Origin of the sequence: Ruegeria sp. HKCCD7303, assembly GCF_013111185.1 — a bacterium.
Taxonomy (GTDB): Bacteria; Pseudomonadota; Alphaproteobacteria; order Rhodobacterales; family Rhodobacteraceae; genus Ruegeria.
In genome coordinates this window covers 133433-149978 of the sequence record NZ_WVRE01000008.1, presented here as the reverse complement: position 1 = coordinate 149978, position 16546 = coordinate 133433, and the positions used below count along the sequence as shown (strand labels likewise).

General features: G+C 57.1%; 16 protein-coding genes. 7 read left to right on the top strand and 9 right to left on the bottom strand.

From position 1 onward, the window contains the following. Position 1 precedes the first annotated feature (1 nt). Genes kdsA through GS630_RS18530 form a run of 3 tightly spaced genes read right to left on the bottom strand, consistent with a single transcriptional unit; the run spans position 2 to position 3061 of the window. Positions 2–835: a 3-deoxy-8-phosphooctulonate synthase gene (gene kdsA / locus GS630_RS18540; RefSeq protein WP_171712173.1), complete on the bottom strand. Its 834-nt coding sequence runs from the start codon at positions 833–835 to the stop codon at positions 2–4. Between the two features lie 5 nt (positions 836–840). After that, positions 841–2424, bottom strand: a complete 1584-nt coding sequence (locus GS630_RS18535; RefSeq protein WP_171238549.1) for a capsule biosynthesis protein — start codon at positions 2422–2424, stop codon at positions 841–843. Continuing rightward, positions 2402–3061 carry an ABC transporter ATP-binding protein gene (locus GS630_RS18530; protein WP_171712172.1) on the bottom strand — a complete coding sequence of 220 codons (660 nt, stop codon included), beginning with the start codon at positions 3059–3061 and terminating at the stop codon, positions 2402–2404. Before GS630_RS18530 ends, GS630_RS18535 begins: the two co-directional genes overlap by 23 nt. Before the next feature lie 215 nt (positions 3062–3276). On the opposite strand from GS630_RS18530, the gene GS630_RS18525 reads away from it, so the two are divergent. Together GS630_RS18525 and GS630_RS18520 are read left to right on the top strand one after the other, a co-directional pair. Continuing rightward, positions 3277–3864, top strand: a complete 588-nt coding sequence (locus GS630_RS18525; RefSeq protein WP_171176053.1) for a uracil-DNA glycosylase family protein — start codon at positions 3277–3279, stop codon at positions 3862–3864. After that, on the top strand, positions 3857–4645 hold the full coding sequence (locus GS630_RS18520) for an SseB family protein (protein ID WP_171176051.1): 789 nt from the start codon (positions 3857–3859) through the stop codon (positions 4643–4645). The genes GS630_RS18525 and GS630_RS18520 overlap by 8 nt, the downstream gene beginning before the upstream one ends. A 60-nt stretch (positions 4646–4705) precedes the next feature. On the opposite strand, the gene yghU is transcribed toward GS630_RS18520, so the two are convergent. Further along, complete coding sequence (yghU, locus tag GS630_RS18515) at positions 4706–5584, bottom strand: glutathione-dependent disulfide-bond oxidoreductase (protein ID WP_171176049.1); 879 nt, start codon at positions 5582–5584, stop codon at positions 4706–4708. 236 nt (positions 5585–5820) lie between these two features. Here yghU and GS630_RS18510 point away from each other — a divergent pair, with 236 nt between their 5' ends. After that, positions 5821–6339 (top strand): YHS domain-containing (seleno)protein, encoded by a 519-nt coding sequence (locus GS630_RS18510; protein ID WP_171621299.1) that lies wholly within the window; start codon positions 5821–5823, stop codon positions 6337–6339. A gap of 59 nt (positions 6340–6398) precedes the next feature. On the opposite strand, the gene GS630_RS18505 is transcribed toward GS630_RS18510, so the two are convergent. Beyond that, a complete protein-coding gene (locus GS630_RS18505) occupies positions 6399–7064 on the bottom strand; it encodes a J domain-containing protein (protein WP_171621298.1) in 666 nt (221 codons plus the stop codon). Positions 7065–7294: 230 nt separating this feature from the next. After that, the gene (gene metF, locus GS630_RS18500; protein ID WP_171176043.1) at positions 7295–8161 is read right to left on the bottom strand and encodes a methylenetetrahydrofolate reductase [NAD(P)H]; all 867 of its coding nucleotides are present in this window, start codon (positions 8159–8161) and stop codon (positions 7295–7297) included. Between the two features lie 94 nt (positions 8162–8255). Here metF and GS630_RS18495 point away from each other — a divergent pair, with 94 nt between their 5' ends. Next, entirely contained in the window at positions 8256–9161 is a 906-nt protein-coding gene (locus tag GS630_RS18495; protein ID WP_171621320.1) for a LysR family transcriptional regulator, read from the top strand. Between the two features lie 98 nt (positions 9162–9259). Then, positions 9260–10045, top strand: a complete 786-nt coding sequence (locus GS630_RS18490) for an inositol monophosphatase family protein (protein WP_171235644.1) — start codon at positions 9260–9262, stop codon at positions 10043–10045. 13 nt (positions 10046–10058) lie between these two features. Here GS630_RS18490 and GS630_RS18485 read toward each other — a convergent pair whose 3' ends face one another. Further along, positions 10059–10802, bottom strand: a complete 744-nt coding sequence (locus tag GS630_RS18485) for a rhomboid family intramembrane serine protease (RefSeq protein WP_171621297.1) — start codon at positions 10800–10802, stop codon at positions 10059–10061. Positions 10803–10844: 42 nt separating this feature from the next. Then, positions 10845–14243 (bottom strand): bifunctional proline dehydrogenase/L-glutamate gamma-semialdehyde dehydrogenase PutA, encoded by a 3399-nt coding sequence (putA, locus tag GS630_RS18480; RefSeq protein ID WP_171621296.1) that lies wholly within the window; start codon positions 14241–14243, stop codon positions 10845–10847. Between the two features lie 108 nt (positions 14244–14351). On the opposite strand from putA, the gene GS630_RS18475 reads away from it, so the two are divergent. After that, positions 14352–14834: an Lrp/AsnC family transcriptional regulator gene (locus GS630_RS18475; protein ID WP_171621295.1), complete on the top strand. Its 483-nt coding sequence runs from the start codon at positions 14352–14354 to the stop codon at positions 14832–14834. 30 nt (positions 14835–14864) lie between these two features. Next, entirely contained in the window at positions 14865–15431 is a 567-nt protein-coding gene (locus GS630_RS18470; RefSeq protein ID WP_253285945.1) for a hypothetical protein, read from the top strand. A 39-nt stretch (positions 15432–15470) separates the two neighbouring features. Here GS630_RS18470 and GS630_RS18465 read toward each other — a convergent pair whose 3' ends face one another. After that, positions 15471–16244, bottom strand: a complete 774-nt coding sequence (locus GS630_RS18465) for a FadR/GntR family transcriptional regulator (RefSeq protein WP_171176034.1) — start codon at positions 16242–16244, stop codon at positions 15471–15473. Between the last annotated feature and the right edge of the window lie 302 nt (positions 16245–16546).

The following is a 16546-nucleotide window of genomic DNA, read 5'->3' as shown; positions in this document are numbered from 1 at the left end:
GTTAAATCTGAATAGGATTCGCTTTGGCCAGCGCATCAAAACGCATCAATGTGTCAATAAGTTGAGGCATTTGGTCCAATGGGATCATGTTTGGGCCGTCAGACGGCGCTGTGTCAGGTTCTTGATGCGTTTCAATAAAAACTGCGCCAATTCCCAATGAAACAGCCGCCCGGGCCATCACGGGCGCGAACTCGCGCTGTCCGCCGGACGAACCGCCTTTTCCACCGGGTTGCTGGACCGAATGGGTCGCATCCATGACAACCGGATAGCCGGTTTTTGCCATTTGGGGCAGGCCGCGCATGTCTGCGACCAAGGTGTTGTATCCAAACGACGTGCCACGCTCGGTCAGCAGAATGTTCTGGTTTCCCGTGCTTTCGACCTTGTCGACGATATTCGTCATCTCCCAAGGGGCCAGGAATTGACCTTTCTTGACATTGACAGCCCTGCCGGTTTCACCAGCGGCCAGCAGCATGTCTGTCTGACGGCACAGGAAGGCTGGGATTTGCAGGACGTCCACCGCTTCGGCCGCGACAGCGCATTGTGCTTCGGTGTGAACATCTGTCAGGACCGGGATGCCCATCGTTTTGCGAATGTCATCCAGAACCTGCAGGCCCGCATCGATTCCCATGCCACGCTTGCCTGACAGTGACGTCCGGTTCGCTTTGTCATAAGACGCCTTGAACACATATTGCGCCCCAGCCGCATCACAGGCTTCTTTCATCTTGCCCGCAATCATTTGCGCGTGGTCTGCCGTTTCAAGCTGGCAGGGGCCTGCGATGATGGTCAGCGGAAGGTCATTGCCGACTGTCAGGTCGGAGATTTTTACATGTTTCATGGGTCTTATGAGGATACCTGTTCACGAAGGACCGACGCGGTAAGCGAGATCATCAGGTAGATACCAGCAAATAACAGGAATGCCAAAATCGTATTTTCGAACTTGCGCGGATAGGTGGGTTCCTGACTGGGAATAGGGTTCACCGAAACGGTCAGGTACCGAACTTGCCGGTTGGCTTCGGATCGGGTCGATTCCATTTGCTGCATTGCCGTTTGCAGCATCATGTCACGGGCGGCCAGATCAGCCTGGGCGATCTGTATGCGCACGCTCAGCCTTGCCAGCGAGTTTTCGCCGGCTGAGGCATCCAGCATTTCGGCATTCAGGTCTTCCAGCACTTTTTCCAACCGGGCGATATCGGCCTCAACCCCGTCAACTTTGGCTTTGTTTGGTCGAAGGTTGTCCAGCAGGGCGGCAAGCTCAAGCTCTTTGTCTTGAACCAATATTTCGATTTCGGTAATTCGGCTTCTCAGGCTGGCGATCACGTTTTCTGGGTCCAGAACCGCGCCCTGAAGCTGAAGCTCAATCAGTTCTTCCTGCGCTTGTTTGCGCGCCTCCTGCGCGGACTCAAAGCTCTGGATGGCGTCGCGCATCTGGTCTTCGCGCTTTTTCCCAGACAGCGCGTTCACCCGGTTTTCCGCATAGGAGATCAAACGTTCCGAAAACTCGGTAGAGGTTTGTGGATCCGGGGCGGCGACTTCCATCCGGATGACCCCTTCTGTTGGGTCATAGCCGATGGTGATCATACGTTTGAACAGTTTGTATGCGTCTTCCAACGAGGCATCGGGCGCCAGTCTCTGGATCGGGTCGATCCAATCTTGTTTGAAGACATCAGAAAATCCTGCGTCCTGATCCAGCAGCAGCAGCGCCTCTTTCGATTCAAGGAAAGACTGTACCGAAATCGAATCCTGTGTTGTGGCAAACTGGGTTCCCGCCAACAAGCCGCCGACGCTGCCTGGCCCGCCATCGGCCTGTAGGATCAAAAACTCGGAATCGCTGGCGTACATCGGAGTAGCGATGCGGTAGAAATAGAAGCCCACGACAAAGGTCGGCAGAAAAACAAAAACGGCCAGACGCGCAAATAAGGCAAACAGCTTGCGCCGACGTCTGCGGGCAATGTCTTTCTGTATTTCCCCAATCTCAAGGTTGCGGCGTTCAGTGGGGCTGAGCTCGGGTCCGGGTAGGTTGGATTTTTCCGCGCCTACGGCCTGCGGCAGTTTTATACTGACCTTGTCTTTGGCGTTCTTGTTCTCGTTCTGAGCAGAGGGCTTGGCCGCAGCAAGATCCAGAAGATTTGTGCGTTGGAAAGGGTCGATGCCTTTCTGACGCAGCAGGCGCACGGCATCGTAATCCGAGGTCGCAGCCAGCCCATGTTTCTGCGCCAGCCTGCGCGCGATGCGCAATTGTCGGCCAGTCAGGCCCTCACGTTTGATGTCGTCCAGCTGCGCGCCCGGCTGGGCTTCATCTACAGAAGGCTGGCCTTGCGTTGCATTGCGAATGCGCGAGATCGCATCGGCCCGCGCCTCAGCCGAACCTTCGCTTGGCCGGTTGCGGTGCCCGCTATACTTTCTAACCTTGGGATTCGTAGTCATATAGCTGCTTAGCCTCTTCCAAGGATTCAAACATGTACAATTGACCGTTCAGCAAAACGGCGGCTTGCTGGGCAAACTTTTCCAACACAGACGAGCTGTGCGAAACGATGACCAGCGTTGTGGTCCTTAGTTTTTCTTTCAGGATTGATCCGGCCTTTTCGTTGAATTCGACATCCGTCGACGCAGGCATCCCTTCGTCGATCAGATACATGTCGAAATCCAGCGCCAGCATCAGTGAAAAGGTGAACCGGGATCGCATCCCGGCAGAATAGGTCGCAAGCGGCTGATCGAAATACTCACCCAACCCGCAGAGCCATTTGCAATAGGCTTCGACATAGTCCGGGTCCATGCCATAGATCTTGGCGATATAGCGCGCGTTCTCCAGCGCGGACAGTTTTCCCGACACACCACCGGTGAACCCCATGGGAAACGACACACGACATTCGCGACGGATCACGCCTTCGTCAGGTTTTTCCAAACCGGCCATCATGTTGATCAGCGTGGTTTTTCCGGTGCCGTTCGGGGCCAGAATGCCCAGCGACGTACCCAGTTCGACCCGGAACGAGACCTGATCCAGAATCACCTTGCGGCGTGTTCCGGTCCAGAAGGACTTGCTGACATTGTCGAATTCTAACATTCGGGGCCTGCTGCTCGTGTTCCGTGGCGTTGCCGTTCTTTGAGACGGCTGCAAAGGGTTGTTTTTACCAATCCATGTTGGCTACATTATGTCGAATTATGAAACAAATGATCAATGCATTGCGGTAAAACCTGTGACAACTGCATTGGCGGTGTGGCTGGTGGACCCTATGTTCCCCATCGTGACACTTGGGCCGCAAGAGGTTTTGAATTCCGATGGACAGCCTTGCCGAGGAAATTCGCGCTTGCCGACTGTGTGCTGATAAGTTTGCGCAGACTGAAACAGCCCATGAACCCCGCCCGGTTGTTTGGTTCCGCGTTGGTACGCCCATTTTGATCGCAGGGCAGGCCCCAGGTGCGAAAGTGCACGAGTCGGGGCGGCCCTTTACCGATCCGTCAGGTGACAGGCTTCGGCAATGGTTGGGGATTGATGAGACGATCTTCTATGATCGTGACCGCGTGTCGATTGTACCTATGGCGTTCTGCTTTCCCGGTTACGATGCACGCAGCGCGGACCTTCCGCCGCCCGCCGTGTGCCGAAAGACCTGGCATGATCGGGTGATGAGCGTTTTGGGCCAGGTGCCGCTGACCGTTTTGGTTGGTGGTCATGCGCACAAGTATCACCTTGGTGCGCGAGGTTCGGTCACAAGCACCGTGCAAGGCTGGCAGGACCATGCGCCGCGGGTCTTTGCCTTGCCACATCCGTCCTGGCGCAATACGGCATGGTTGAAGAAAAACCCGTGGTTCGAGACCGAGCTTTTGCCGGTTCTGCGCGCGCGGGTCCAAGAGGTGTTGAATGACTGAAACCACGGCGTTGGACGCAGCACATGCCGCGATGCAGGCGGATCCGCGAAACGATGCCGCCCGGCTACGTTTCTTTGAGCGGCTTGCCGACAGCGAGCTGTTCCTGATGCTGACCGAGGAAGCGAAGGACGAGAATATCTCGCCCGAATTGTTCGACGTAGCGGATGGGCGCTATGTGCTGGCCTTTGACCGAGAGGAACGGTTGGCGCAGTTCGCAGGTCGCCCTGTACCTTACGTGGCGCTTTCAGGGCGGGTGCTTTCCGGGATGCTGGCAGGGCAGGTGATTGGGCTGGGCCTGAACCTGGAAACCGCGCCTTCATCGATGCTGGTGCCGGCAGAGGCATTGGAGTGGCTGGCCGAAACGCTGCAACACGATCCACAAGAGGTCGAGGAAAAGCTGGCTGAATTCATGCCGCCGTCTGGCTTGCCCGATACTTTGCTGACCGCCTTGGATGCCAAACTGGCAACCGCGGGCGGGCTGGCGCGCGCCGCCTATTTGGTTGCAACCAAGTCAGAGGCCGGCGCACAGGGGCATATGTTGGGCTTTGTCGATGCAGTTGACGGGGCCGAGGCCGCGTTGGCCAAGGCCGCGTCCGAGGCGCTGACCTTTTCCGGGATCGAGGCTGGTGCAATGGATGTTGGTTTTTTCGCGGCCAGTGCGCCCACTGCCGCGTTGCTGGCCAAAGTGGGGCTTCGGTTTGATCTGCCTCAGCCGCAGGTGGCTGAGCCGATGCGGGAAGCCCCCGGCAGCAACCCTGACAACCCGCCAATTCTGAAGTAACCGACAAGACGCAAACACGCGGCGCACGTTGCACCGCGTGGTGTTTCGCTTGGAATGCGGTTACTCCGCAGCCGCTTCCAACTTGTCCTGCGTACGGTTTTCGAAATCGCTGGCGTCATGGCGCTCGTGAAGCTGCGTGTGCGGCTCGCCAAAGGCGCGGTTGACCATTCGACCACGCTGAACTGCTGGACGCGCGTCAATCTCTTTGGCCCAACGCATGACGTTCTTGTATGATTCAACATCCAGGAACTCGGCAGCACTGTAGAGGCGACCCAGAACCAGCTGGCCATACCACGGCCAGATCGCCATGTCGGCAATCGTGTACTCGTCTCCAGCGATGAAGGTCTTATCCGCCAATTCCCGATCCAGAACGTCTAGCTGGCGCTTGGTCTCCATCGCGAAACGATTGATCGGGTATTCCCATTTCTCGGGTGCATAGGCGTAGAAATGGCCGAACCCGCCGCCCAGATAGGGCGCGCTGCCCATCTGCCAGAACACCCAATTCATCACTTCGGTCCGCTCAGGGCCGGACGCGGGCAGGAACGCTCCAAATTTTTCGGCCAGATGGAACAGGATCGAGGCGCTTTCGAACACGCGAACAGGCTCTTTGCCCGACCGATCCCAAAGGGCGGGGATTTTTGAGTTCGGGTTGGCATCGACAAAGCCCGAACCAAACTGATCACCCTCACCGATGTTGATCAGCCAGGCGTTGTATTCGGCCCCCTCGTGGCCTAGCGCCAAAAGCTCTTCCAGCATCACAGTGACCTTCACGCCGTTGGGCGTGGCCAGCGAATACAGCTGCAGGGGGTGGCGTCCGACAGGCAGGTCTTTGTCGTGGGTCGCACCGGCAATCGGCCGGTTGATATTGGCGAACTGGCCGCCGCTTTTACTGTCCCAGGTCCAGACCGCTGGGGGGGTGTAGGGGAATTGGTCGCTCATCTCTTGCCTTTCATGCCGATACCATGGCTGTCTTACAGCTAATATTGCAAATCGCCGAGTCCAACCCGGTGCTTCAGGCTTTTTCTGTAACAATCCGCGACCAAACTCTCACGTTTTCCCGTGCGGGGTCACAGGGGCGTTAGGAGGACTACGAACCGCGCGGGAATCGCATATTGTCTTGGCAGACCTGCCATGACGGCTCCACGGACACAGTTGATACGAAAAGGATAGACCACATGAAACGCTTTGCATTGACCTTCGCTGCAGCCATGGCCTTGGCGGTACCCGCTTTTGCCGGACCTCAATATGTTGATGGAACCGGTTTTGCGGTATCGGGCTATGATGTTGTTGCCTATCGCAGTCTGGATCAGGTTTCGATTGGGCAGTCGCAGCCAGAAGGTGTGCGCGGAAACGCTGATATAACCGCAGAATACAACGGCGCAACCTGGGCTTTCGCGACTGAAGAAAACCGTGACAAGTTCCTTGAGAACCCGGCCTATTATGCTCCGCAATATGATGGCCACTGCGCTTATGGTGTGTCCAAGGGCGGTAAAGTTCCAGCCAACCCTAACCTGTGGCGCATCGTCGATGACAAGCTTTATCTGAACATCACCGATGTGGTTGTTGGCTTCTGGGAAGAAGATGTGCCGGGCAACATCAACATCGCAGAAGGCAACTGGCCAGGCATCGAATCCTCGGACGCCTCGACCAATGTTATCCCAAAATTCACCTCGGAAGGTCCTGTTACCAACTGATCTGACAACGAGACTTTGAAAAGTTCAAAGCCCGGCTACCTTAGCCGGGCTTTTTGCGATCAACCCGCCAGCCAGAATTGATCCCGGATGTCCTGATCGGCGTCAAACCGGATCTTCACGCTCTTGGCCCCTGGGAATTTGCGTTCACGGATCGTGTCCGGGATCACCACCTCTCCGGCGCCGGTATCCTTGGACTGAAAGCTCAGGATCTCTGCCTCGGTATGTCGCGCACCGCTTAGCACCGTGGTCGGCAGAGCCACCCGATTTGCGCCATGATGCACAGGCGTGGTGACGAAGTAGGTCAAATGCCGACCGTAGCAGCCAACTGCGTCCGGTACATGGTCCGATACGCACGCTTCGGGTATGCCTGGTGTATCATCTTCGCCGTGTCGATGTGACAAAACCTGATCGGGACTTAGCATTGCCTTGCAGGCCGAAATTTCTTCCTGCGGAAGTTCAATGATCCGCTTTTTCAAACGGGGACGGCGCGGCTGAGTCGGGCCAGCATTGCCCCCACCTTTTTTTGCCAAACCCTCTTTCCGCAGAAAGTCATAGGCGGCCTTGGCGCGTGAAAACCCAGAACTGTCCCCTTCCCTGTGATCGGGATGCGAATGAAAGGCGATCTGTCGCCACGCCTCTCGGATTTCGCGGGAACTGGCAGATGGGGGTAATCCCAAATCTGCAAGGGCATCGGTGCGCGCACGCACTTTATCTACAGGTTCCATACTCAAAACACTCATTACAAACTACACGCCCCAAGTGTCGCCCTGGACATAGTTTTGTCAAATTTCGGGGTGGATTTGCGGGGGTGCGGATAACAATTGGGATCTTGAGATTCAATTGTCGCGAAAACTGTGAATTTGGTTATGAGAGTGTGAAACAGTTTGCACAAAGCAGGATGAAAATCGCCCGAGTGTGAACGTAACCCGGGCGAATCATTGAAAATTTTGGTATGTTAGGCGACGTTTTCCAGTTCAACCTGCGGCGTAATGCCGAGTGCGAAACATACATCCCGCGTCAGTTCCGGGCGGTTGAGGGTGTAGAAATGCAGCTTATCCACGCCGCCATCGATCAAATCTGAACACAGCTCGGTGCAGATCGCTGTTGCCAGCAAATCTTCACGCCCGTCGCGCACAGCTTTTTCAAAGGCGTTTTCGACCCACACAGGAATATGTGTACCGCAGCGCTTGGCGAAATTGCGGGCACCTGCCCAGTTCTCGATCGGCAGAATGCCGGGCACAATCGGCTTGTCGATGCCCGCTTTGGCGCAGGCGTCACGGAACCGAAAGAAGGTTTCAGCCTCGAAGAAAAACTGCGTCAGAGCTTCATCAGCACCAGCGTCCAGCTTGGCCTTCAGCCAATCCACATCCGCAGCCATATCTGCGGCCTCAGGGTGAGTGTCTGGATAGGCGCCGACGCGAATGCTGAACATTTCGGTTTCGGCCAGGGCTTCGATCAACTCAACCGAATTGGCAAACCCGTCGGGGTGGGGTTCGAATTTGTCCTGACCCTTCGGCGGGTCACCGCGCAGGGCGACAATGTCCTGCACACCGGCACGCGCAAACGTGTCGGCGATCTCCAATGTTTCCTGCCGTGAGGCATCGACGCAGGTCAGATGTGCGGCGACGTTCAACCCTGACGACTTATGCAAGGTCGAGACCGCGTCGCGTGTCAGTTCGCGTGTCGTGCCACCAGCGCCGTAGGTAACGGACACAAAGCGAGGGTCCAATGGAGCCAAGGTCTGAACCGTGTCCCAAAGACGAAAAGAGGCTTCCAGAGTTTTGGGCGGAAAGAACTCAAAGGAAATTTCAGGTTTGGACATAACGGCCTCGCTGGATCATCTGAGCCTCTTGTGCCATGGCGAGCAATGTGAGACAAACTCATATTATTCAACAACAACATGAATGCTGTTCGAAATGCACATTGAGTTCCGGCACCTCCGTACAATCAAAGCGATCCATGAATGCGGTGGGCTGGCCCGTGCAGCAGACCAGTTGAACATCACTCAGTCTGCGTTAAGTCATCAGATCAAAGGGTTAGAGGATCAGGCAGGGGTCGAACTGTTTCTGCGCCGCTCGAAACCCATGAAACTGTCGGCCGCCGGGTTGCGCTTGCTTCGCTTGGCTGAACAGATCCTGCCGCAGGTTGAGGCCGCTCAGCATGAATTTTCTTCGCTGAGGGACGGGCGCACCGGGCGGATGCATATCGCAATCGAATGCCATGCCTGTTTCGAATGGCTGTTTCCGGTACTCGAAGCCTTCAGAAAGTCTTGGGGCGATGTCGATGTGGACATCCGCCCAGGTCTGGCCTTTGACGCGCTTCCGGCCTTGCAAAAGGAAGAGGTAGATCTGGTGGTCTCGTCCGACCCCGAAGACCTGCCGGGTGTCGAGTTTGTGGAGCTGTTTGACTACAACGCTGTCTTTGTGGCGGCTTCAACCCATCCCCTGGCTGAAAAAGAGTATATCGAGGCCGAAGATTTTCGGGGACAAACCCTGATCACCTATCCGGTCGAGCGCACGCGTCTGGATGTGTTCAGCCAGTTGCTGATCCCTGCACGGGTTGAGCCCGCAACAATCCGCCAAGTGGAACTGACCGCCGTAATACTGCTGCTGGTCGCGTCAAACCGGGGGGTTTCGGTCCTGCCGGATTGGGTTGTGCGCGAGGTGAAATATAACTCGGATTACGTGACCCGACCCCTGACAAATGAAGGGATCACGCGACGCCTGTACGCTGCGATCCGGTCGGAGGATCTTGAGAAACCTTACGTTCAGGAACTGGTGAAACTGGCCCGAGATGAGGCGCGCAAGCTGCAATCCCAGTAACGGCGTTTTCCGGGGGTCTGTTATGCGTATCATTCCTCTTGGCAAGGGCGCATTGCAGCAGTATACGCGCGGTTTGACCGGACAGGAGCCTTTTGACAATGGTTGGCAGTGCAAATCTCAACATCATGATCAAAGCCGCGCGCAAAGCGGGGCGTTCTTTGGTCAAGGATTTCCGTGAAGTCGAGAATTTGCAGGTGTCGATGAAAGGCGCGGGAGACTTCGTCTCAAAGGCCGATATCGCAGCCGAAGCCATCCTGAAAGAAGAGTTGCTGGGCGCGCGTCCAACCTATGGCTGGCTGGCCGAAGAAGGTGGCGCGATTGACGGCGAAGATCCGACCCGCCGCTGGATTGTCGATCCGTTGGATGGCACCACCAACTTCCTGCACGGCCTGCCGCATTGGGCGATCTCAATCGCTCTTGAACACAAGGGCAAGATTGTTGCCGGTGTGATCTATGACGCTGCCAAGGATGAAATGTTCTTTGCTGAGAAGGGCGAGGGTGCATGGATGAACGACACCCGCATTCGCGTGTCGGGCCGTCACCGCATGATCGAGTCGGTCTTCGCGACTGGTCTGCCCTTTGGGGGTCGTTCGGATCTGCCCGCGACCCTGCAAGACCTGGCGCGTTTGATGCCCGCTTGCGCCGGTGTGCGCCGCTGGGGTGCTGCTGCGCTTGATATGGCGTATGTCGCCGCTGGCCGGTACGAAGGTTTCTGGGAACGCCGCCTGAACGCATGGGATCTGGCGGCTGGTATCATCATCGTGAAAGAGGCAGGCGGCTTCGTGCAGGCACTGAACCCCGAAGGCAATGTGCTGGAGGATGGTGAAGTGATTTGCTCGAACGAACCGATCTTTGATCAGTTCGCCAAAGTGATCCGGGGCTGAGCCGCTCTTAACTTTACCGGCGCGGAACACGCGGAATACGTGACCGCGAAAGCTTGTACTTCGCTTCCGGGTGGGGCGGGTGCCCGCGGGTGCGGTCCCAGAACTGCGCGCCTCCACGCCGCAGCCAAAGCGGTATGCACAGGATCAAACCCACGGCAAAGCCTCCGGTATGGGCCCAATAGGCAATACCGCCTTCGTCTGGGTTGCTGGTGATGCTGCCAAAGAACTGTATCGCCAGCCAGATCCCCAGCATGATGAAGGCCGGAATGGTGAAGACCCTGAAATAGACAATCAGGATCAGCAGGATATCCACCCGCGCTTTCGGAAACAGCAGCAGATAACCGCCCATCACACCTGCAATCGCGCCCGAGGCGCCGACGGTCGGCACCTGAGAGTCCGGCCCAGTGATGATGTGAATGAGGCCAGCGCCAATCCCAGCTGCCAGATAGAACAGAAGGAAGGGCAGGTGGCCCATCTCGTCTTCCAGGTTGTCTCCGAAGATCCATAAGAACAGCATGTTTCCCGCCAGATGCATCCAGCCGCCGTGCAGGAACATGGATGTCACAAGGGTTTCCAACCCAAACCCATCGCTGACGTGCGCCGGGATGATGGCATAGTCATAAAACAGCCTGTTGATCTTCGGCCCATCACCCAAGATCCCCGCATAGCTGAGGAAGATCAGGATGTTGGCCGCCATAAGGGCGTATACAACATAAGGCGTGCGCCCCGAAGGGTTATGGTCACGGATCGGAAACATGATGAGACGCTGGGCTTTTGCGCGCCCAGCGTCAATGCAAGCTTATGCCGCACCTCCCAACAACGCAGCGTTTCCGCCCGCAGCTGTCGTGTCGACGCAGACATGACGTTCGCCCAGAACCCGCGCACGGTCGGGCTTGCCGGGGATCAGCGGCAGAATTGGGCCGTCGCGGCGCGCCAGATGCTGCTCGATCTGCCGGGCGGTTTCGTCATCCCCCCACCACAACACGCCCGAGATGCCGGTCAGGTTTTCCAACCGGTGCAGGTCCAGCATCCCGATCGCTTGAATGACCGTACCGCCAAGCGCCTGAACAGCCTCGGCCTGCGCGCGCGCTGCGGCCTCTCCAGGGCCCATACACAGCAAGGGTGAGCGTGGGTATTCGCTCAGGCGGTTTGATTCACCTGTGGGACCGGGCAAGGATTGAGTTTTGACCGGCACAGGCAGCCCTTGAGGGGCGGGCAAGTCGGCTACAGCACCCCAGGTATCCGCCGTATTTTGACGATCCGGCGCACAGAAGCGGGCCATGTAGTTCGGCCCACCCGCCTTGGGGCCGGTGCCCGAAAGCCCTTCGCCCCCAAAGGGTTGAGAGCCAACGATGGCGCCGATCTGGTTGCGGTTCACATAGATGTTGCCCGCATGGATCGCCTCGGTCACATGCTGCACCCGGTCGTCGATGCGCGTGTGCAGTCCAAAGGTCAGCCCGTATCCAGTGGCGTTTATTTCGGCGATGACCTTGTCGATCTCCTGCGCCTTGAATCGGGCCACGTGCAGCACAGGACCGAAAATCTCGCGTTCCAGCGCGGCAATACCAGAAACCTCGATCAGGGTAGGGGCAACAAAAGTGCCTTCGGGCGGCAGCGGAAGCTCTTTCAGAACCCGCCCTTTGCTGCGCGCTTTGGCCACGTGATCAGCTATGCCTTGCCGGGCCTGCTCGTCGATCACCGGGCCGCAATCGGTTGAGATCAGCCAAGGATCTCCAATGCTCAGCGCGTCCATTGCCCCTTTGAGCATTGTCAGCACGTCTTCGGCGATGTCTTCCTGCAGATACAGACACCGCAGGGCTGAACAACGCTGACCCGCCGACTGAAAGGCGCTTTCGATGATTGATTGTACTGCTTGTTCGGGCAGGGCCGTGCTGTCGATGATCATGGCGTTCAAGCCGCCAGTTTCCGCGATCAGCGGCGTACCGGGGCGCATGTTCTCGGCCATCGCGGCCCTGATTTTGAGCGCGGTGGCTGTCGACCCGGTAAAGGCCACACCTGAAATGCGTTCATCCGACGTCATCGCCGTGCCCACGGCAGGTCCACCGGGCAGCAATTGCAGTGCGTCGCGTGGTACGCCCGCCTCGTGCATCAATTGAATGGCGCGATGTCCAACCAAAGGCGTCTGAGGCGCAGGTTTGGCCAACACTGCATTTCCGGTGGCCAGCGCCGCTGCGATCTGCCCTGAGAAAATGGCCAGAGGGAAGTTCCACGGGCTGATACAGGTGAAAATACCCGCAGGCTTGGCCGCAGGAATGTTGGCCGCGTAATACCGTAGGAAGTCCACCGCCTCGCGCAGTTCCGCCACAGCGTCAGGCAGGGATTTCCCGGCTTCGCGAGCAAGAAGGGCGAAAAGCTCGCCATAGTTCGCTTCATAAAGATCGGCAGCAGCGTTAAGAACGCGCGAACGCTCAGCAGCCGGTGCGTCCCAGGGGTTGGCCGAGGCCAGGGCCAACTCTGCATCCGCAGCGCTGGCTGGCGCAACGGAACCGGGCCGGTCCTGCGGGTTGGCCGGGTTGGTAACAGGTTCTTCGGCCTCTGGTTTGGCCTTGTCGGCCAATAGAGGTTGAGCAAACCAGTGATAGGCCCGGAACCCATCCCGCGCCGCCTCGATCCGATCCAGAGTGGGCGTGTGGTGCAGATCAAACCCTTTGGAATTAGGGCGTTCTGGTTGAAACAGCTCGGGTCCTGTCGGCAGGGCGGGCGGCGGCGTCTGTACAGTGACAAACGGATCTGCGGCGACCTCTTCCGGGGGCACGTTTTCATCGACGATCTGGTTGACGAAAGACGAGTTTGCTCCGTTTTCCAACAGGCGTCGCACTAGATATGCCAGCAGGTCACGATGCGCCCCGACCGGCGCATAAATCCGGCACCGGGTGTTCTGTTTGTTCATCACGATCTGATGCAAAGTTTCGCCCATGCCATGCAGGCGCTGGAACTCATAAGGTTGATCGTCGGCCATATGCAGGATGGCGCTGACCGTATGGGCGTTGTGGGTGGCAAATTGCGGGTAGATCCGGTCGGTCATGTTCAGCAGTTTGCGGGCATTGGCGATGTACGAGACATCGGTTGCTGCCTTGTGGGTGAACACTGGAAACCCATCCACGCCTTCGACTTGCGCGCGTTTGATCTCGGTGTCCCAATAGGCCCCTTTGACCAGGCGCACCATCAGCTTGCGGTCGTGGCGCTGCGCCATGTCGTACAGCGTATCCAGAACCAGCCCGGCGCGCGGTCCGTAAGCCTGCACCACGATACCGAACCCGTGCCACCCGGCGAGGGCAGGATCAGACATGACCGCTTCGATAACCTGCAGCGATAGCGACAGGCGGTCTGCCTCTTCTGCATCGACGTTCAGACCCATGCCGGCGGCTTTGGCCAGCAGTGCCAGAGCCCGCAGTCGCGGGACCAACTCGTCCATGACCCTCTGTTCCTGCGCCAGCTCATAGCGAGGATGCAGGGCGGACAGCTTGACCGAGATACCTGGATTGGCACGGATGTCGTCATGGGTGCAAGCATCGGCAATGGCCGAAATAGCGCGGGAGTATGACAGGTGATAGCGCGCTGCGTCCGCCTCGGTCCGCGCGGCTTCGCCCAGCATGTCGTAGGAATAGGTATAGCCCTTTCCCTCCATTCCACGGGCGCGATCCATCGCGGATTGAATGGATTCACCCAGAACGAATTGCCGTCCCATTTCCTTCATCGCTCGGGCCACGGCGGTTCGGATCACTGGCTCACCCAGTCGTTTTATGGCCCCTCGCAATGCCCCGACCGGAGAGGCTTTGCCCTCGTCCAGAACTTTACCGGTCAGCATCAGCGCCCACGTGGACGCGTTCACCAGCGATGACGAGGATTTTCCCAGATGTTTGCCCCAGTCGGACGGAGCGATCTTGTCATCTATCAACGCGTCGATAGTGTCAGCATCCGGCACGCGCAGCAACGCTTCGGCCAAACACATCAATGCGATGCCTTCATCAGTAGACAGGCCGTATTCGGCCAGAAACACTTCCATCAACCCCGGCGAAGTGCTGGAGCGGATGTCGCGAACCAACTGCGCCGCGGCGGCGCAGATTATGACACGATCTGCATCCGTCAGGTCTGCTTGAGTGATCAGGGTATCAAGGACAGCCGATTGATCGGCATAGGTTGGCGTGTCGATAAGTGTGCGCAGGCTGTGTGACATGAGTCCTCCGGTCTTTGCGCTAATATAGGGTGGAAAATACAGGACAATGGCCCAAAATTTATGTATCCGAAGGCAAGTGTTCTGATTTTGTGGAAATAGGCAGTGTAAATGGACTTTCCTGATCTGGATCGGTTCGATCGGTCGATTCTGAAAATTTTGGCTGAAGACGGTCGTGCTTCGGTCGCCGATCTGGCGCGCGAGATCGGCTTGTCGAAATCCCCGACACAGGCGCGGCTCAAGCGGTTGGAGGCGAGCGGAGTGATTAAGGGGTATCGGGCAATGCTGGATCCGATCCGCCTTGGGCTGGATCACGTGGCTTTTGTCGAAGTGCGCATGACGGACACGCGCGAAAAGGCGCTGGCCGAGTTCAATGCCGCTGTCCGTAAGATCGCCGAAGTCGAGCAGGCGCATATGATTGCATCGAATTTCGATTATCTTCTAAAAGTTCGCACCGCCACGATGTTCGAGTACCGTCGTGTCTTGGCCGAGAAAATCTCATCCCTGCCGCATGTTGCCAGCACGTCAACTTTTGTGGCGATGGAGGCTGTTAAAGAAACCGGTATGCTTGGCGGGTTTGAACAACAGGCTTGACGGAACAGGATTTCAACCCACCCTAGGGGCATGAAACGAGTATTCGCTGCCACGAGTCTTATGATCGCCTTTCCGCTTTTGGCGCTCGCTGAAACATGCCCTATGTCTCCGGATCATACGGAAGGGGTTGAGGCGCTCATTAAGCAGGTTCAAAAGGCAGAGTCGCAAAGCGACGCGCGGGCCATCTCGGATCAGATGTGGGTGCTTTGGACGGATGCACCGGATTCTCGATCACAAACCTGGTTGGATCGGGGGATGGCACGACGAGAAGCTTGGGATTTGCTGGGCGCCTTGGACGACTTCAACCAACTTGTCGACTATTGTCCGACCTACGCTGAAGGTTACAATCAGCGAGCTTTTGTAAACTACCTCAGGCAGGATTTTGGTGCGGCTTTGCAAGACTTGAACGTCGCAATTGAATTGTCGCCAAACCACATTGGGGCACTCAGCGGGCGTGCTTTGTCTTTGCTGGGTTTGAAGCGCCTGGAGGATGCGCGAGCGGCACTGTCTGAGGCTCTTGATCTCAATCCCTGGCTGTCAGAGCGGGCGTTGATAGAGCCGGGTGGTCTGTTGGAACCGCCTGGAAAGGACATCTGACAATAGGGCCTTGGTATCCGAATAGCCGGGGGGCACGCATTAACGTGATAGTATTCGCCGCTTTTCAGCCATGGCCTCACGTCGTCTCTGTTCAATTCCCAGTTTGAAAGACTTTTCGACAAAGTCGATGTGTTCGGTTGCCGCTTTTTCGGCTCGTTCTTCATCACCGTCGATCACCGCGCGACCCAATTCTAGATGCTGCTGCAGCAGCTTTTCCCCCGTTCCGTCAATCGTGCGCAGGAAATCACGATTGTAGAAAACGCCTTTACGGGTGAGTTCGTAGATCGACGCCATCATATGGATGAGGGTTGCGTTCTGACTGGCATCGACAATCGCTGAGTGAAGCGCAAAGTCTGCCTCTTGCGAGGCTTTGGCGTCTTGCTCCTGCCACGCACGCTCATTTTCGTCTAGGATTTCGGCGATCCGCTCCTTGTCCGCCTTGGTTGCCCGACGTGCAGCAAGGCGGGCCGCGAAGCCTTCCTGCTCGCGGCGGTATTCCAGATAATCAAAAAAAGCAGGCTCGTGCCGTTCATACAGTGCAAGAAGAGCAGGCATCATGGCCTGTCCGGTCAGGGCTGCCACGAACGTGCCTTCGCCGTGCTGCGTGGCAACCAGACCGCGTTCTTCCAGCACCTGAAGCGCCTCGCGTAGCTTTGGGCGCGATACGCGCAACATTTCGGCAAGATCGCGTTCCGAAGGCAGTTTCCGGCCCTGTTTCAGGATGCCCGAGGCGATCAGATCTTCGACTTGTGCAACCACAGCCTCGGCCAACGATTCGTGTCCAACCGGTTCAAAAATTGCCTTGGTGTTCATGATGCACTGCCCTGTTTGAAGCTGGAAATCCGTAGCAACTGGTAAACAAACATAACCGTATCCGCGCGAAACTCAAGCTTCTGAGCGTTCTTACAAGTAGCTAGGTACTTTGTTGTTCGTGAAAGGTTTTTGGGATTTGTCCTATTTTTTAGCAGATCTCAAAAGTTGTTCTTTAGGCCGCGTCTAACGTCGCAGGGATTTTTGGGAATCAACCAATGGTAAATAAAATTGTTGACTGGCTAAGTCTGGTAAAGTTAGTTTACCACCGGAGCGGCGCTGGAAGAGCCTGCGCCAATGATCGG

Bases quoted from the DNA above. Each gene is read 5' to 3' on its own strand.
- GS630_RS18495 (WP_171621320.1), top strand. From the start codon at position 8,256: ATGCACATTGAGTTCCGGCACCTCCGTACAATCAAAGCGATCCATGAA.
- GS630_RS18470 (WP_253285945.1), top strand. From the start codon at position 14,865: ATGAAACGAGTATTCGCTGCCACGAGTCTTATGATCGCCTTTCCGCTT.
- GS630_RS18535 (WP_171238549.1), bottom strand. From the start codon at position 2,424: ATGACTACGAATCCCAAGGTTAGAAAGTATAGCGGGCACCGCAACCGG.
- GS630_RS18475 (WP_171621295.1), top strand. From the start codon at position 14,352: ATGGACTTTCCTGATCTGGATCGGTTCGATCGGTCGATTCTGAAAATT.
- GS630_RS18505 (WP_171621298.1), bottom strand. From the start codon at position 7,064: ATGGAACCTGTAGATAAAGTGCGTGCGCGCACCGATGCCCTTGCAGAT.
- GS630_RS18520 (WP_171176051.1), top strand. From the start codon at position 3,857: ATGACTGAAACCACGGCGTTGGACGCAGCACATGCCGCGATGCAGGCG.
- metF (WP_171176043.1), bottom strand. From the start codon at position 8,161: ATGTCCAAACCTGAAATTTCCTTTGAGTTCTTTCCGCCCAAAACTCTG.
- putA (WP_171621296.1), bottom strand. From the start codon at position 14,243: ATGTCACACAGCCTGCGCACACTTATCGACACGCCAACCTATGCCGAT.
- kdsA (WP_171712173.1), bottom strand. From the start codon at position 835: ATGAAACATGTAAAAATCTCCGACCTGACAGTCGGCAATGACCTTCCG.
- GS630_RS18485 (WP_171621297.1), bottom strand. From the start codon at position 10,802: ATGTTTCCGATCCGTGACCATAACCCTTCGGGGCGCACGCCTTATGTT.
- yghU (WP_171176049.1), bottom strand. From the start codon at position 5,584: ATGAGCGACCAATTCCCCTACACCCCCCCAGCGGTCTGGACCTGGGAC.
- GS630_RS18530 (WP_171712172.1), bottom strand. From the start codon at position 3,061: ATGTTAGAATTCGACAATGTCAGCAAGTCCTTCTGGACCGGAACACGC.
- GS630_RS18525 (WP_171176053.1), top strand. From the start codon at position 3,277: ATGGACAGCCTTGCCGAGGAAATTCGCGCTTGCCGACTGTGTGCTGAT.
- GS630_RS18465 (WP_171176034.1), bottom strand. From the start codon at position 16,244: ATGAACACCAAGGCAATTTTTGAACCGGTTGGACACGAATCGTTGGCC.
- GS630_RS18510 (WP_171621299.1), top strand. From the start codon at position 5,821: ATGAAACGCTTTGCATTGACCTTCGCTGCAGCCATGGCCTTGGCGGTA.
- GS630_RS18490 (WP_171235644.1), top strand. From the start codon at position 9,260: ATGGTTGGCAGTGCAAATCTCAACATCATGATCAAAGCCGCGCGCAAA.